This window comes from Kitasatospora sp. NPDC054795, from assembly GCF_053611565.1.
This window is the reverse complement of the sequence record NZ_JBSHAP010000036.1, coordinates 21,046-36,812: the sequence shown is the minus strand read 5'-3', so window position 1 is coordinate 36,812 and position 15,767 is coordinate 21,046. Positions and strand designations below refer to the sequence as shown.

Here is a 15,767-nt window from a genome sequence, read left to right as displayed (position 1 = left end):
CCGGAGGGTTCCCCGTCGGCGCCGCAGCCCGGTCGGCGCCGAGCGCCGCACGGGCCCGCCGAGCAGCACCATCGGTGATCGGCAGTCAGGTCAGTACGGCTGCGCAATCTAGAGCATGAGGTGATCCATGTCACCGGAATTGACGGAACTGCCCGCCGGTCGGACGCAACCGGCCGATTGTTCACCGCCGGGCGACGGAAACGCGCTCCCGCGGCCGGGGAAGGTGCCGCCGCGGGACGTGAGGCGCCGTCACCGGGCATGCGGGTGCGGAACGCGAAAGGCGCCGGCGCGCGGGTCTTGCGCGCCGGCGCCCGAGGTGCGGCGGGGGAGTGCGGCTGCTCCGGGCGCTGCGGCCGGCCCGGACGCTCCGGCTACTCCGGACGCTTCAGCCGGGTGATGAACTTGTAGCGGTCGCCGCGGTAGATCGAGCGGACCCACTCGACCGGGTCGCCCTCGGCGTCGAAGGAGTGCCGGGACAGCTGGAGCATCGGCAGGCCGAGGTCGGAGCCGAGCAGGCCGGCCTCGCGGGGGTTGGCCAGGGTGGTCTCGATGGTCTCCTCGGCCTCGGCCACGGTGACCCCGTACACCTCGCGCAGCGCCGCGTACAGCGAGTTGTGCTTGGCCAGGTTGCGGCGCAGGGCCGGGAAGCGCTTGGCGGACAGGTGGGCGACCTCGATGGCCATCGGGTCGCCGTTGGCCAGCCGCAGGCGCTCGATCCGCAGCACCCGGCCGCCGGGCTTGATGTCGAGCAGCGGGGCGAGCCGGTCGTCGGCGGTGATGTAGCCGATCTCGATCAGCCGGGAGGCGGGCTCCAGGCCCTGCGCCCGCATGTCCTCGGTGTAGGAGGTGAGCTGGAGGGCCTGGGCGACCTTGGGCTTGGCGACGAAGGTGCCCTTGCCCTGGATGCGCTCCAGCCGGCCCTCGACGACCAGTTCCTGGAGGGCCTGGCGCACGGTGGTGCGCGAGGTGTCGAACTGGGCGGCCAGCGCGCGCTCGGGCGGCACCGGGGTGCCGGCGGGCTGGGTCTCGGTGAGCTGCAGCAGATGCCGCTTCAGGCCGTAGTACTTGGGGACGCGCGCGGTCGGGTCGGTGCCGGCCTGCGTCGGGAGGTTGTTCACCTCGGGGTCGCTGACCTGGGCGGTGGATCCCCCGTCGCTGCTCATCGGACCTGTTCTCCCGCTTCTCGCGAGGCCTTCAGCGGCCCCGCCACATCGTTAACGGCTCACATCGTTGCATGTATGGCTACGGAACGAATACCTCATCACGCGATGAACGATGTGCGGTGTCGGCTTGATAACGGGTGGTCGAGATCGGTCGAACAGCCGTTGACAGGCCCATTGGTCTAGGCCAAGCTCCAGGCAGCTGGTCTACACCACTAGACCGGTAACTATGAATCCCCCCACCCGTTCGATGGGGTCCGCGGCACCTTTCCCCCCGCTTTGTGTGGGTCTGCCGCTGCCGCCCGACGGGGGCAACCCAGGCATCCCTCAGGAGGATGGCGTGAAGCGTCAGCTCATCGCGGCGGTCGGCGTCGCAGCAATGGTCGTCGGCCTGGCGGCTTGCAGCTCGGACGGCAAGAAGACCGAGGGCGGCTCGTCCGCGGCGGCCAAGAACTACGACGGCAAGACCCTGACCGTGTGGCTGATGGACGGCTCGGCCCCCAAGGGCTGGGAGGACAGCGTCAAGGCCGACTTCGCCGCCGCCTACCCGGGTGCCAAGCTCGACATCCAGACCCAGAAGTGGAACGGCATCGGCCAGAAGGTCACCGCCGCCCTCTCCGAGGGTTCGGTGGACGTCCTGGAGATCGGCAACACCCAGACCGCGGGTTACGCGGCCACCGGTGGTCTGCTCGACATCACCAAGGACAAGGCCGACCTGGGTGGCGCCGACTGGGCCGCCAACCTGAACGAGTCCTCGATCATCGACGGCAAGCAGTACGCCGCCCCGTGGTACTTCACCAACCGCGTGGTGACCTACAACAAGGACATCTGGACCAAGGCCGGCATCACCACCCCGCCGAAGACCCTGGACGAGTTCTACACCGACCTGGACAAGGTCAAGGCCGTCCCGGGCGTCACCGACGCCCTCTACATGCCCGGCCAGGAGTGGTACGCCTACTTCGGCCTGCTGACCAGCGAGGGCGGCAAGCTCGCCAAGAAGGACGGCGACAAGTGGGTCGGCGGCCTGTCGAGCCCCGAGGCCCAGAAGGCCTTCGACACCTACAAGAAGCTGCAGAGCCACTCGACCACCGCGCCGAAGGACAAGGACGAGGCCACCCCGCAGCAGAAGGACGTCTTCGCCAAGGGTGACATCGGCACCATCATCGGTCTCGGCTGGGAGGTCCCGAAGCCCGAGGAGCTGGCCGCCGACAAGATCGGCTACTTCCCGCTCCCCGGCGCGACCGCGGACAAGCCCTCCAGCGTCTTCCTCGGCGGCTCGAACCTGGCGATCGCCCAGCAGGGCAAGAACCCGGAACTCGCCAAGGGCTTCCTGAAGATCGCCATGAACGACAAGAACGAGGGCCTGATCGCCTCCTCGGGTCTCATCCCGAACAAGGTCGCGCTCAACAGCAAGGTCACCGGCGACTTCGCCAAGGCCGCCCTGCCGGCCTCGCTCAACGGTGCGACCACCCCGAACGTTCCGACCTGGACCAACGTCGAGAACGAGCCGAACCCGATCAAGGACTTCCTGACCTCGGCGCTGAACGGCGACTACGCCGCCGCGGCCAAGAAGGCCGACGACGAGATCGCGAAGCGTCTCAACCAGAAGCAGTAAGGCAGTCGAGCGGCGTCGCTCACCGGCTCCCGGCGGGGGGTCGGTGAGCGACGCCTTCCGTCGTGGTCGGGTTTGCAAGGAAGAGAGAACGATGGCTGCGCAGTCGGAACGGGTGCAGACACAGTCCCCGGAACCAACGAATTCCGTGGTGGCGTCGACAGACAAGTCCACCACCCCCGGTGCCGAGCGCACCCCGAGGAGGAACGGCAGACCGTCGGACGGGCCCAGTGCGGCCGCCAGGTTCGCCCCCTACCTGCTGTTGCTGCCGGCCATCGCGGCGACCCTCGTCCTGCTGGTCTGGCCGCTGATCGAGACGGTCGTGGTCTCGGCCCAGAACCTCAACAGGCGGCAGTTCATCCAGCGCCTGACCGAGTGGAACGGCTTCGACAACTACACCGAGCAGCTGGGCAACTCGGAGTTCTGGGCGATCACCCTGCGCACGGTGGTCTTCACGGCGGTCAACGTCGTGCTGATCATGGTGTTCGGCACGCTGATCGGCCTGCTGCTCAACATCCTCGGCAAGCGGATGCGGCTGCTGCTCTCGGTCGGCCTGCTGCTGGCCTGGGCGATGCCGGTGGTCGCCGCGACCACCGTCTACACCTGGCTCTTCGACCAGAACTTCGGCGTCGTCAACTGGTTCCTGGACAAGCTGGGCTGGCACTCCATGGCCCACTTCAACTGGACCAGCGGCCAGTACTCCACCTTCTTCGTGATCATCCTGCTGATCGTGTGGCAGTCGATCCCGTTCGTGGCGTTCAACATGTACGCGGGCCTGGCCACGATCCCCAAGGAGCTCTACGAGGCCGCCCGCATGGACGGCGCCGGCTCGGGCAAGATCTGGAGCTCGGTGATCTTCCCGATCATGAAGCCCTTCCTCCTGGCCACGACGTTCCTGGAAGTCATCTGGGTGTTCAAGGCCTTCACCCAGGTCTACCTGATCAACAAGGGCGGACCGGACGGCCTCACCCGCACCCTGCCGGTGCACGCCTTCCTCGAAGGCATCGGGTCCCAGCACTTCGGCGTCGGTTCCGCGATCGCGGTGCTCACCATCCTGATGCTGGGCGCGCTGATGGCCTACTACTTCCGCATCATTCTCAAGCAGGAGGACGAGCTGTGAGGCGCTCGCTTTTCGGACGCACCTGGCCGAACGTGATCGCGGTCGTCCTCTTCGTCTTCTTCATCTTCCCCGTCTACTGGATGTTCTCGACCGCGTTCAAGCAGAACAAGGACATCGTCAGCCGGGACCCCGTCTTCCTGCCGCTGAACGGCACGTTCGAGCACTTCGACCGGGCCGTGCACGTCCCGAACTTCTGGACGTACGTCGGCAACAGCCTGATCGTCACCGTCGGCGCGGTGCTCGGCTCGCTGGTGATCGCCACCCTGGCCGCCTTCGCGATCGCCCGGATGCGCTTCCGCGGCCGCAAGAGCTTCGTCCTCGTGGTGATGGCCGCCCAGATGGCGCCCTGGGAGGTCATGGTCATCGCGGCCTACCTGATCGCCCGCAACAACGACCTGCTCAACAGCCTGGTGCCGCTGACCGCCTTCTACCTGATGATGGTGCTGCCCTTCACGATCTGGACGCTGCGCGGCTTCATCGCCGCCGTGCCCAAGGAGCTGGAGGAGTCGGCCATGGTGGACGGCTGCACCCGTACCCAGGCCTTCGTGAAGGTGATCTTCCCGCTGCTCGCCCCCGGCCTGATGTCGACCTCGCTGTTCGGCTTCATCACCGCGTGGAACGAGTTCCCGCTGGTCAACATGTTGAACAAGAACGAGACGGCGCAGACCCTCCCGGTCTGGCTCTCCTCCTTCCAGACCGCGTTCGGCACCGACTGGGGCGCGACCATGGCCGCGTCCACCCTCTTCGCCGTGCCGATCCTGATCCTGTTCATCTTCCTGCAGCGCAAGGCGGTCAACGGACTGACCGACGGCGCAGTGAAGGGCTGAGTCAACGTGAGCATCCTCGTTCCCACCGTGCCGGACAGCGACCAGCTGCACCGTGACGCCCTGACCGTCCTCCAGCCCGGCTTCGTCGGCACCGAGCCGCCGGAGTGGCTGCGCCGCCACCTCGCCGCGGGCCTCGGCTCGGTCGCGCTGTTCGACCGCAACGTGGTCGACCTCGACCAGCTGTCCGCGCTCACCGGTGCGCTGCGCGCCGAGAACCCCGACCTGCTGATCGCCATCGACGAGGAGAGCGGCGACGTCACCCGGCTGGAGGCGGGCTCCGGCTCGTCCTGGCCCGGCAACCTCGCGCTCGGCGCGATCGACGACCCGGCGCTGACCCGGGACGTGGCCCGCGAGCTGGGCCGGGCGCTGGCCGCGGCCGGCGTCAACTACAACTGGGCGCCCACCGCGGACGTCAACTCCAACCCGCGCAACCCGGTCATCGGGGTCCGCTCCTTCGGCGCCGACCCCGAGCTGTGCGCCCGGCACACCGCCGCCTGGGTGGAGGGCCTGCAGTCGGCCGGCGTGGCCGCCTGCTCCAAGCACTTCCCCGGCCACGGCGACACCGCGGTGGACTCGCACCACGGGCTGCCCGTCATCGACGTCGATCTGGACGTGCTGCGGGCCCGTGACCTGATCCCGTTCCAGGCGGCGATCGCGGCCGGCACCAAGGCCGTGATGACCGCCCACATCATGATCCCGGCGCTGGACCCGAAGCTGCCCGCCACCCTGAGCCCGGCCGTGCTGCGCGACCTGCTGCGCGCGGCCCCGGCCGACGGCGGCCTCGGCTACCAGGGCCTGATCGTCAGCGACGCGATCGAGATGGGCGCCATCGCCGACACCTTCGGGATGGGCGAGGGCACGGTGCTGGCCCTGGCGGCCAGCGCGGACGCGATCTGCGTCGGCGGCGGGCTCGCCGACGAGGAGACCGTGCTGATGCTGCGCGACGCCATCGTGGCGGGCGTGCGCTCCGGCCGGCTCGCCGAGGAGCGGCTGGCGGACGCGGCCGCGCGGGTGCGGGCGCTGGGCAGCTGGGGCCGGATCGCGGCCCAGGGCGAGCGGGTCGAGCCGGACCTGGCGGTCGGTCTGCGGGCCGCGCGCCGGGCGCTCAGGGTGGTCCGGGCGCCGGGCCTGACCGTGCCGCCGGTGAGCGAGCGCCCGTACGTGGCCTCGTTCTCGGACGAGCCGAACATCGCCGTCGGCGACGTCACCCCGTGGGGTGTGGCGGGCATGCTGGCCGACCGCTTCCCCGGCACCCGCACCCGCGAGGTGTCGGCGGCCGACGCCGCGCCGGAGCTGCTGGACGCGCTGGTCGACGAGCTGCTGGCCGCCGCCGAGGGCCGCCGCCTGGTGCTGGTGGTCCGCGACGCGCACCGGCACGGGTGGATGGCCGCGGCGCTGGGCCGTCTGGTGGCGGCCCGGCCGGACGCCGCCGTGGTCGAGATGGGCCTGCCCCAGTCCGAGCCGGTCGGGGCGCTCCACATCGCCACCCACGGCGCCGCCCGGGTCTGCGGACTGGCGGCCGTGGAGGTCCTCACCGGGCAGCCGGGAGCGATCGGCTGAACCGTTCGACGAGACGTCACCGGCCGTGTCCGGTGGGCGTCGGCCGACGGGCCCGTCATGCGCATGTCGCATGGCGGGCCCGTTTCGTTTCCCCGGCGTTGACCTGCGGGTTCGTCGAGTGACCGTGTTCCCTCAAGTGGGCCTTAAATCCACCTTAAGGCCCACTTAGGGTGACGGAACGACAACTGGCGGCCACGCGGTACAACAGCTCTGCAACGGCCGTCCCAAGGAGGGCTTTTGGTCGTTGACACCACCTATGGTCTAGGCCAGAGTCCAGTCATCCGGTTCGATATTCAACCTCGCCGGATGTGGTATCGGCCCACCCCGAAGCTCTTCGCCGCCCCCTGTCCGGACTCTCCGCCGCGGGCGCCAATCACGCTGCCGGCGGGCAAGACGGCTCTACAACCCTCGGAGGACGGCGTGAAGAAGCGTCAACTCATCTCGACGCTCGGGACCATGGCACTGGCAGTCGGTCTGACGGCCTGTTCCTCGACCGCGAAGCCGGCGGGCGACAGCGGCGCGGGCGGCTCCGCCGACCCGAAGGCCGCCGGCGGCACCGTCACCGTCTGGCTGATGGACGACGCCCAGAAGAACTGGCCGGACCTGGTCCAGCGGGTCAACGACGAGTTCGCGGCGAGGTATCCGAACGTCAGCCTCAAGCTCGTGTACCAGGGCTGGGCCGACAAGGTGGGCAAGCTCGACAAGGCCATCGCCGACGGCAACGCCCCCGACGTGGTCGAGCTGGGAAACACCGAGACCATGAAGTACGTGCTCTCCGGCGCGCTGGCCCCGGTGGACCGCAGCACCTTCGACAACTCCGACAGCTGGATCAAGGCGCTCGCCAACACCTGCACCTACCAGGACAAGCTCTGGTGCGTGCCCTACTACGCCGGCTCCCGGGTCGCCATCTACAACTCCGCCGCCTTCCAGCAGGCCACCGGCAGCGCCGACTTCCCGAAGACCGAGGCGGACCTGCTGGCCGCGCTGGACAAGGTCGCGGACCGCAACAAGGCCGACAAGTCCTACTCCCCGCTCTACCTGCCCGGCCCGTACTGGTACGCCGCGATGAGCTACGTGGCCGCGTACGGCGGCAGCATCGCCAAGTTCGACAGCTCCGGCAACTGGCACGGCACCCTGCACGACCCCAAGTCCCAGCAGGGCGTCAGCCACTTCGTCGACCTGGTGCGCAAGTACAACAAGGGCGACCTGACGGTGAACGAGCAGAACCAGTTCGAGTCGATGGCCCGCGGGCACGCCGCGTCCTTCTACGGCAACGGCTACGAGGCGGCCAGCGTCACCGCCCCGGTCACCGGCGACCCGAGCCTCAAGGACGCCGTCAAGGTGGCCACCATGCCCGGCCCCGACGGCAAGCCGCTGCCGACCTTCATCGGCGGCTCCGACCTCGCCGTCACCGCGAAGTCCCAGCAGGTGGCGCTGGCCACCGACTGGATCCGGATGTTCACCAGCACCAAGTCCGAGCAGGCGCTGGCCGACAAGGACATCCTGCCGAACAACCTGACCCAGCTGAACCCGCTGAAGAACAAGCCGACCACCGCCGCCGCGGCCAACGCCGTCCCGGACGCCTGGTTCACCCCGCTGGCCCCCGGCTGGGCCGCGGTCGAGAAGCAGAAGGTCATCCCGGACATGCTGACCGCGATCCTCAAGGGCAAGTCGGTGGACCAGGCCACCAAGGAGGCCGACGCCGCCATCGACCAGCTGATCAACAAGGCGTCCTGACCTTCCGTCGCGCCCGCGGCCACGCGCCCCTCCCGACCGTGCGGGCGCGTGCCGCGGGCGTGCGCCGCCGGGGCGCGCCGGGTGCGCGCGGGCGTGCGGACGGAGGTGCCCGGCGGAAGGCGCGCCCGTAGGATTGCCGCACGAAGGACCGCAGCGAGTGTGCGGACTCGCCGCCGTGGAGGTCCCCGCCGGGCAGCCGCCCGAACGGGGTCGAACCGTCTCATCGGAGGCAGACCCAGATGTCCGACCCGCAGACTGTTTCCGTCCCCGGCCGGATCATGGCGGCGGAGATGGCCGAGCAGCCGGCCGTCCTCCGGCGCATCCTCGACGAGGGCGCCCCGAAGATCCGCGAGGTCGCCGCGCAGATCGCCGCCCGCAACCCGCGCTTCGTCCTGCTCACCGCGCGCGGCACGTCCGACAACGCCGCGCTGTACGCCAAGTACCTGATCGAGATCCTGCTCGGCAAGCCGGCCGGCCTGACCTCGATGTCCACCACCACCGCGTACGGCGCCAAGCAGGACCTCACCGACGTCCTGGTCGTCACCGTCAGCCAGTCCGGCGGCTCGCCCGACCTGGTGGCCTCCACCAAGGCGGCCCGCGAGGCCGGGGCCGTCACGCTCGCGGTGACCAACAACGCCGCCTCGCCGCTGGCCGAGGTCTCCGAGTTCCACATCGACGTGCTGGCCGGCCCGGAGAAGGCGCTGCCGGCCACCAAGACCTACACCGCCGAACTGCTGGCGCTCTACCTGCTGGTCGAGGGCCTCGCGGAGGCGTGGGGGTACCCCCGGCCGAGGGCCGGGGGAGGCTCGGCCGCCGAGGAGTTGCCGGACCTGGCCGCCGGGGTGCTGGCCCGCACGGCGGAGGTGAAGGCGCTGGCCGAGCGCTACCGCTTCGCCCAGCGCCTGGTCATCACCTCGCGCGGCTACGGCTACCCGACCGCCCGCGAGGCGGCGCTCAAGCTGATGGAGACCACCTACATCCCGGCCACCCCGTTCTCCGGAGCCGACCTGCTGCACGGCCCGCTGGCCATGGTGGACAACGTCTCGCCGGTCATCGCGATCGTCCCGGACGGCAAGGGCGGCGAGGCCCTCCAGCCGGTGCTGGACCGGCTGCGCGGGCGCGGCGCGGACCTGGTGGTGATCGGCCAGCAGGCGCAGGTGGAGGCCGCCTCGGCGGGCTTCGCGCTGCCGGCCGGCGTGCCGGAGGAGGTGCAGCCGATCCTGGAGATCCTGCCGCTGCAGCTGCTGGCCTACGAGGTCACCATCGCCCGCGGCCAGGACCCGGACGCCCCGCGCGCCCTGGCGAAGGTCACCGAGACGAGGTAGGGCCCCGCGGACGCGATCCGGCCCCGGTCCACAGGCTGTGGACCGGGGGCGGATCGGAGATCCCCCCGACGGGGCAACACGGGGCCCAAAACACAACGGGCCACGGCGCCGACACGGGACCCTCAACCCATGCGGCACCGCAGCCCGGAGCTGTCGTCGGGCACCGGATCCGGTCGAGAACTGTGCGGGGTCCTCGATCGTCGGCGTCCGACCGAGGAGGGGCCGCGCGCGGTCAGGGCAGTTGCGCGGGGGCCTCTCCTTGGTGCTCTTTCATTGTGGACTAGACCAATATCGGTTGTCCAGGCCTCTCGGAAAATTGGTCTAAACAACTCCGGAGGGTGCGCAGGAGGGTGCGCAGGAGGGTGCGCAGGAGGGTGCGCGGGAGGGTGCGCGGGAGGGCCCCGCGGGGCCCTCCCGCCGGTCCGCCGCGCCGCGCCCGGTCCGGCGGCGCTACCCTCGCCATGTGCCCTCGCTGAACGAACTCGTCCGCCGCCACACCACCCTCACCGGGGCCGATGTGGAATGGCTCCACCACCTGGTCTCGGAGTGGCAGCTGCTCTCCGACCTCTCCTTCGCCGACCTGGTGCTGTGGATCCCCACCTGGGACGGCATCCGCTACGTCTCGGTGGCGCAGATGCGGCCCAACACCGGGCCCACCTCCTACCAGGACGACATGGTCGGCCACCTCGTCCCGCGCGGCCGCCGTCCGCTGCTGGACGCCGCCTTCGACGAGGGCCGGATCGTGCGCGAGGGCGACCCGGAGTGGCGCGAGGAGGTCCCGGTCCGGGTCGAGTCGATCCCGGTCCGGCGCGAGGGCAAGGTGCTGGGCGTGATCGCGCGCAACACCAACCTGCTGACCGTGCGGACCCCGAGCCGGCTGGAGCTCACCTACCTCCAGAGCGCCTCCGACCTGGCCCAGATGATCGCGGCCGGCTCCTTCCCCTACCCCGGCATCGAGCAGGCCGACATGGACGCCGCCCCCCGGGTCGGCGACGGCCTGATCCGGCTGGACGCGGACGGCGTCGTCACCTACGCCAGCCCCAACGCCCTCTCCGCCTACCACCGCCTCGGCCTCACCACCGACCTGGTCGGCAGCCACCTCGGCCGGGCCACCGCCGATCTCGCCCCGCCGTCACGCTCGGCCGTCCACGAGGCGCTGGTGAAGCTGGCGAGCGGCTGGGCGCCCCGGCAGACCGAGGTGGAGGCGCAGGGGGGAGTGGTGACCCTGCGGGCGATCCCGCTCAAGCCCAAGGGCACCCTGACCGGTTCGCTGGTGCTCTGCCGGGACGTCACCGAGCTGCGCCGCCGCGACCGCGAGCTGATGACCAAGGACGCCACCATCCGGGAGATCCACCACCGGGTGAAGAACAACCTCCAGACCGTCGCGGCCCTGCTGCGGCTGCAGTCCCGCCGGATGGAGTCGGAGTCCGGCCGGGCCGCACTGGACGAGGCGGTGCGCCGGGTCGGCTCGATCGCGATCGTGCACGAGACGCTCTCCCAGGCGCTGGACGAGAAGGTGGCCTTCGACGAGATCGCCGACCGGGTGCTGGCGATGGCGATGGAGCTGTCCCAGGACGGCCGGGTGGCGACCCGGCGCACCGGCAGCTTCGGCATCCTTTCCGCCGAGGTGGCCACCCCGCTGTCGATGGTGCTGACCGAGCTGCTCCAGAACGCCCTGGAACACGCGTTCGGACCGACCGCCTCCGGGAACCTGGAGGTCAGTGCCCTGCGCGGGCGGGCGCCGGCGACCGGCGCGGGCTGGTCGGAAAGCTGGAACGGCGGCGCCCGGCCGGAGGAGTACCTGCTGATCACGGTGCAGGACGACGGCCGCGGCATGCCGGAGGGCTTCGACCCGAAGACGGCGGGCAACCTCGGGCTGCAGATCGTCCGGACGCTGGCCACCGGTGAGCTGGGCGGCACCTTCGACATGGTGGCCGGCCCGGACGGCGGGACCAAGGTGATCCTGGAGATCCCGGTCCGCTGAGGCCCGGTCCGCGAGGTCCGGTGCGCGAGGTCCGGTGCGCTGAGGTCCGGTCGGGCGGGATCCCGCCGGGAATCCGTGGCGCGAAGGCGTACGGACACGCGCGAAGGTGTGTGGCGGGGGCGCGTGCTCGGATCAAGCGCCGGGTCCGCGCTCCGCACTCCGGAGTGCGGAACCAGAGCGTGGAGCCGGACGTGCAACCGGGGCGCCGAGTCGGGGTGCCCGACGGAGCGCCAAGCCGGGGCACGCGACCGGCGTGCCCGACCGGGGTGCGGAAACAGAAACGAGGCCCTGTCGACCGGGGGGGGTGGGTCGACAGGGCCTCTCAACCCGTTCCGGCCGTCGGGGGGAGTCGGCCGGAGCGGGGGCTCTGGGTGGTGCGACACCTCGCCGGTGCGTTGCACACGGTGAGCGCCACAGCTCCACGATATTGCTCTCAGTGAACAGTATCAAGTGTCTGGGCGGGTCCGGTGTCGCGGGACCCGGCAGGGCAAGGTCCTTTGTGCGGAAGGCTTCACCAGGAGGTGCAGGGAAGCCTTTGATCATGTGTCGATCGGTACTGCGGTCACTGCTGGTGCTACGGCGTGTGATCGCCGGGCGATCAGGCGGTGCGGGCCCGGTTGCGGGCGGCGCGGCGCTTCATCGCGCGACGCTCGTCCTCGCTCATGCCGCCCCAGACACCGGCGTCCTGGCCGGTCTCGAGCGCCCACTGGAGGCACTGCTCCATCACCGGACAACGGCGGCACACGGCCTTGGCTTCCTCGATCTGCAGCAGAGCAGGACCGGTGTTCCCGATCGGGAAGAACAGCTCCGGGTCCTCTTCGCGGCAGACAGCGCGGTGGCGCCAGTCCATGGTCGTCCAACTCCTCCTGCCGCGGGGGGTGGCCCGATCGGCACAATCGAATGGCTTGTGAATGTGAACGCTTTCACGAATCCCGCAACAGCAAAAGAGACCAAAGGCCCGTCGGGCCCGGGTGGTCTGTGCTGGGGGGGATTCGGCGATTCGAGGGACACTCCGCGGTCGGCGCTCCTGTGGTTCCGGAGTTGCCGTCGCTGCGATGTGTCCCGATCGCCATGTAGAGGTTCGCAAACCTCGGGCTCGGATACAACCCCCTTCGGGGAGGAATTTTGGATTCTTCGGTGTCGCCTAGCTCACAGCCAGTACTTCTATGGAGTGAAGGGGGCTTGTGCGTTCGAGAAGAAGGAGGAACCCCCCTTCCAGTCACACAATCACACGCAGTGCCCGCCGTACGCCTGTGAAACTGACGCGACTCCTGTCTCCAAGATGGTCCCCGTCGACCTGGAACGGCGCCGGTTCCTCCGAAACCAAGGTGAAGTGTCTGACGTCGTGATAGGAGACGACGTGCTTCCCGGAAGGGCCCATCGGAGGGGCGCCGTCACCCGAAGGCGCGTACGACCGCAGGATCTGACGGACCGTTCGAGCCGTGCCGAACGCCGTCATCCGGGTGATCCCGAAGACGTCCAGATCCGTGTCGAAGGAGGCGAGTGGTGAGGGGTAGACCGGCCGGTTGCCGAGGAAGGTCCAGGGCGAGGTGTTGCTGACTATCGACAGCACCAGGCCCGGAACCCGCTCGTGGCCCGGCATTTCCAGGGAGATCGGGCCGGAGCGGCGCTGCTCACGCTGGGTGAAGTAGTGCCGCAGGGCCTGGCCGACGTACAGGGCGTGGGTGGACTTGCGCCCGGCCCGGCGCTGCTCCTCGACCCGGCCGACCACGCCGGCGTCGAAGCCGAGGCCGGCGGTGAAGGTGAACCAGCGGTCCGGCAGGCCGTCGGTCATCGCCTTGCCCAGCCCGATCGGCCGCTCCCGGCCGTGCTCCAGCGCGTCCAGCAGGGCGCCGGTCGCCTCGACCGGGTCGTTGGGCAGGCCCAGCGCGCGGGCGAACACGTTGGTCGAACCGCCCGGCACCACGGCCAGTCGCGGGACCTTCTCGCCCGGGCCGTGCGCCAGCAGCCCGTTCACCACCTCGTTGACGGTGCCGTCCCCGCCCAGCGCCACCACCAGGTCGACCGTGCCGTCCTCCGCCGCCCCGCGGGCCAGGTCGCGCGCGTGGCCCCGGTACTGGGTCTCGGCGACCTCCAGCTTGAGATCGCTGCGCAGGGCGTGGATCAGGACGTCCCTGGTCCGGCCACTGGTGGTGGTGGCCTTGTGGTTCACGACCAGGAGAGCGCGCATGGGGAAAGCCTACGGGTCGGTACGGACCGACCGGCGGCTACCCTGCTGGAGTGACCGCAGAAACCTCCGCACCCGCACCCACGGCCGGCGTCGGCCGACCGGCCTCCCTGACCCTGGGCGCCGCCATCACGGCCCTGGAGGGCATCGCGCTGGCCGTCGTCGGCGTCCTGGACATGGTGGCCGCCCTGTCCGGCCAGTCCAAGCAGCTGGCCCTGAACGAGTTCGGCGGAGCGGTCATCGTGCTGCTCGGCGTGCTGCCGGTGCTGGCCGCCCTCGCGCTGCTCAAGGAGCGCCGCTGGGGCCGCAGTCCGGCGGTGCTGACCAACTCGATCTGCCTGCCGGTCGCCTACTACATGTTCGAGAGCGGCGGCACGGCGATCGCGTTCGGCGTGCTGATCGGCGTGCTCGGCCTGGTGGGCATCGGCTGCCTGCTGAACCCGAAGTCGACGGCGGCCCTGTACGCCCCGTCCGAGAACTAGGGGCGTACAGGGCCGGGGCAGGGGATCGGACGGCCGCCGAGCCGGAGCTGAGCGGCCGTCAGTCCTACTCCTCCACCAGGAGCTTCTCCCGCAGCTGGGCCAGGGTCCGGGCGAGCAGCCGGGACACGTGCATCTGGGAGATCCCCACCTCGGCGGCGATCTGCGACTGGGTCATGTTCCGGAAGAACCGCAGCACCAGGATCTTCTGTTCCCGGGGCGGCAGTTGGGCCAGCAGCGGCTTGAGCGACTCGCGGTACTCGACGCCCTCCAGCGCCTCGTCGGTCGCGCCCAGGGTGTCCGCGACGGCCGGCGACTCGTCGTCGCTGTCCGGCACGTCCAGCGAGAGCGTGGAGTACGCGTTGGCGGACTCCAGGCCCTCCAGGACGTCCTCCTCCGAGATCCCCAGGTGCTCGGCCAGCTCGTGCACCGTGGGGGAGCGGCCGTGCCGCTGGGAGAGCTCGCTGGTCGCCGTGGTGAGCGACAGCCGCAGCTCCTGGAGGCGGCGCGGGACCCGCACCGCCCAGCCCTTGTCGCGGAAGTGCCGCTTGATCTCCCCGACGATGGTCGGCGTCGCGTAGGTGGAGAACTCGACCCCGCGCTCGTGGTCGAAGCGGTCCACGGACTTGATCAGGCCGATGGTGGCGACCTGGGTCAGGTCGTCCAGCGGCTCGCCCCGGTTGCGGAAGCGCCGGGCCAGGTGCTCGACCAGCGGGATGTGCATCCGCACCAGCTGGTTGCGCAGCTCGACCCGCTCCGGGGAGCCCTCGGGCAGTGCGGACAGCCGGACGAACAGCGCGCGGGCGGCCTCCCGGTCCGGGGCGCCGGTGCGGTGCGAGCCCTGGGCGGGCACGGCGCTGTGCGGCTCGGCCTCGACCGCCGGGTCCGTCTCGCCCGCCGGGTCCGGCGGGGGCACGGAGGCAGGCGTCGGCTCGGACGTCGGCTCGGTGGGGTGGCTCATCCGCTGGGCGTCCTTCGGGTGCGCTTCGTCGTTGGCGGCGAGGCCGGGAACGCTCGCCTGGGTCGGTACGGCGGGTCCCGCCGTCGCGAGGCCGGTACGGTCCAGATCACTCACGGCCATTCCCCCGTTCCGTTCCGGGAGCACCGGGGCCGGTGGCCCCGGAATCGTCTCGTTGGTCGTACCGCGTGGGTGGCGGTACCGGGAGCCGTCCGTCGGAACCCCGGTCGGGGGAGCGGCGGACGGCCCTTGCGCGGGTGGTGCTCAGTGCTGCTCGGTGCTGCTCGGTGCTGCTCGGTCGTGCGGTTCGGTCCGGCGCCCGGCTAGTGGGCGGGGGACCCGCCGCGCTTCTTGTTCAGGCTGATCGACACGGTCTTGTCCGCGCCGACCGAGGAGTCGACCTCGCCGGCCAGGGCGGAGAGCACCGTCCAGGCGAAGGTGTCCCGCTCGGGGGCCTTGCCGTCGGTGGTCGGTGCCGAGACGGTGACCTTCAACGAGTCGCCGACCAGCCGGAACTCGCAGGACAGTACGGACCCGGGCACCGCCTGCTGGAGCAGGATGGCGCAGGCCTCGTCGACCGCGATCCGCAGATCCTCGATCTCGTCGAGCGTGAAGTCCAGCCGGGCCGCCAACCCGGCCGTCGCTGTTCGCAGGACGGAGAGGTAGGCCCCCGCTGCGGGCAGCCGGACCTCCACGAAGTCCTGAACACCGAGATCGCCGTCGATCTGGGACACCCTTGCCTCCTGGGTGGCGCGCTGTGCTTTCTTGGTACCCCGCTTGTTACCGCTTGCTACCCCCGAAGGGGGCCCGGCGTCAC

Annotated in this window: 13 protein-coding genes; 8 read left to right on the top strand and 5 right to left on the bottom strand. The window is 70.4% G+C overall.

Annotation, left to right across the window (positions count from 1 at the left end; all coding sequences use genetic code 11):
• Positions 1-371 precede the first annotated feature (371 nt).
• The gene (locus ACWGJO_RS15530; protein WP_452184079.1) at positions 372-1,163 is read right to left on the bottom strand and encodes a GntR family transcriptional regulator; all 792 of its coding nucleotides are present in this window, start codon (positions 1,161-1,163) and stop codon (positions 372-374) included.
• Positions 1,164-1,500: 337 nt separating this feature from the next.
• On the opposite strand from ACWGJO_RS15530, the gene ACWGJO_RS15525 reads away from it, so the two are divergent.
• From ACWGJO_RS15525 to ACWGJO_RS15495, 7 genes are all read left to right on the top strand, one after another.
• Positions 1,501-2,775 (top strand): extracellular solute-binding protein, encoded by a 1,275-nt coding sequence (locus ACWGJO_RS15525; protein WP_452184078.1) that lies wholly within the window; start codon positions 1,501-1,503, stop codon positions 2,773-2,775.
• Between the two features lie 91 nt (positions 2,776-2,866).
• The gene (locus ACWGJO_RS15520) at positions 2,867-3,892 is read left to right on the top strand and encodes a carbohydrate ABC transporter permease (protein ID WP_452184076.1); all 1,026 of its coding nucleotides are present in this window, start codon (positions 2,867-2,869) and stop codon (positions 3,890-3,892) included.
• Positions 3,889-4,719: a carbohydrate ABC transporter permease gene (locus tag ACWGJO_RS15515; protein WP_452184074.1), complete on the top strand. Its 831-nt coding sequence runs from the start codon at positions 3,889-3,891 to the stop codon at positions 4,717-4,719. The genes ACWGJO_RS15520 and ACWGJO_RS15515 overlap by 4 nt, the downstream gene beginning before the upstream one ends.
• A 6-nt stretch (positions 4,720-4,725) precedes the next feature.
• Positions 4,726-6,279, top strand: coding sequence for a glycoside hydrolase family 3 protein (locus tag ACWGJO_RS15510; RefSeq protein WP_452184072.1), 1,554 nt, complete (start codon positions 4,726-4,728; stop codon positions 6,277-6,279).
• A gap of 456 nt (positions 6,280-6,735) precedes the next feature.
• Positions 6,736-8,016 carry an extracellular solute-binding protein gene (locus ACWGJO_RS15505; RefSeq protein ID WP_452184070.1) on the top strand — a complete coding sequence of 427 codons (1,281 nt, stop codon included), beginning with the start codon at positions 6,736-6,738 and terminating at the stop codon, positions 8,014-8,016.
• Between the two features lie 239 nt (positions 8,017-8,255).
• Positions 8,256-9,341, top strand: a complete 1,086-nt coding sequence (locus tag ACWGJO_RS15500) for an SIS domain-containing protein (RefSeq protein WP_452184068.1) — start codon at positions 8,256-8,258, stop codon at positions 9,339-9,341.
• A 463-nt stretch (positions 9,342-9,804) separates the two neighbouring features.
• On the top strand, positions 9,805-11,325 hold the full coding sequence (locus tag ACWGJO_RS15495; RefSeq protein WP_452184066.1) for a sensor histidine kinase: 1,521 nt from the start codon (positions 9,805-9,807) through the stop codon (positions 11,323-11,325).
• Positions 11,326-11,923: 598 nt separating this feature from the next.
• Here the strand turns inward: ACWGJO_RS15495 and ACWGJO_RS15490 are convergent.
• Complete coding sequence (locus tag ACWGJO_RS15490) at positions 11,924-12,175, bottom strand: WhiB family transcriptional regulator (protein ID WP_014138019.1); 252 nt, start codon at positions 12,173-12,175, stop codon at positions 11,924-11,926.
• Between the two features lie 369 nt (positions 12,176-12,544).
• Positions 12,545-13,516 (bottom strand): diacylglycerol/lipid kinase family protein, encoded by a 972-nt coding sequence (locus tag ACWGJO_RS15485; protein ID WP_452184064.1) that lies wholly within the window; start codon positions 13,514-13,516, stop codon positions 12,545-12,547.
• A 50-nt stretch (positions 13,517-13,566) separates the two neighbouring features.
• Here ACWGJO_RS15485 and ACWGJO_RS15480 point away from each other — a divergent pair, with 50 nt between their 5' ends.
• Positions 13,567-13,995, top strand: a complete 429-nt coding sequence (locus ACWGJO_RS15480) for a hypothetical protein (RefSeq protein WP_452184062.1) — start codon at positions 13,567-13,569, stop codon at positions 13,993-13,995.
• 64 nt (positions 13,996-14,059) lie between these two features.
• Here ACWGJO_RS15480 and ACWGJO_RS15475 read toward each other — a convergent pair whose 3' ends face one another.
• Positions 14,060-15,073 (bottom strand): RNA polymerase sigma factor SigF, encoded by a 1,014-nt coding sequence (locus ACWGJO_RS15475; RefSeq protein WP_380355824.1) that lies wholly within the window; start codon positions 15,071-15,073, stop codon positions 14,060-14,062.
• Positions 15,074-15,273: 200 nt separating this feature from the next.
• A complete protein-coding gene (locus ACWGJO_RS15470; RefSeq protein WP_359904520.1) occupies positions 15,274-15,684 on the bottom strand; it encodes an ATP-binding protein in 411 nt (136 codons plus the stop codon).
• Between the last annotated feature and the right edge of the window lie 83 nt (positions 15,685-15,767).

Coding starts and splice junctions, on each gene's coding strand:
- ACWGJO_RS15530 (WP_452184079.1), bottom strand. CDS start 1,163: ATGAGCAGCGACGGGGGATCCACCGCCCAGGTCAGCGACCCCGAGGTG.
- ACWGJO_RS15520 (WP_452184076.1), top strand. CDS start 2,867: ATGGCTGCGCAGTCGGAACGGGTGCAGACACAGTCCCCGGAACCAACG.
- ACWGJO_RS15505 (WP_452184070.1), top strand. CDS start 6,736: ATGGCACTGGCAGTCGGTCTGACGGCCTGTTCCTCGACCGCGAAGCCG.
- ACWGJO_RS15500 (WP_452184068.1), top strand. CDS start 8,256: ATGTCCGACCCGCAGACTGTTTCCGTCCCCGGCCGGATCATGGCGGCG.
- ACWGJO_RS15490 (WP_014138019.1), bottom strand. CDS start 12,175: ATGGACTGGCGCCACCGCGCTGTCTGCCGCGAAGAGGACCCGGAGCTG.
- ACWGJO_RS15485 (WP_452184064.1), bottom strand. CDS start 13,516: ATGCGCGCTCTCCTGGTCGTGAACCACAAGGCCACCACCACCAGTGGC.
- ACWGJO_RS15475 (WP_380355824.1), bottom strand. CDS start 15,073: ATGGCCGTGAGTGATCTGGACCGTACCGGCCTCGCGACGGCGGGACCC.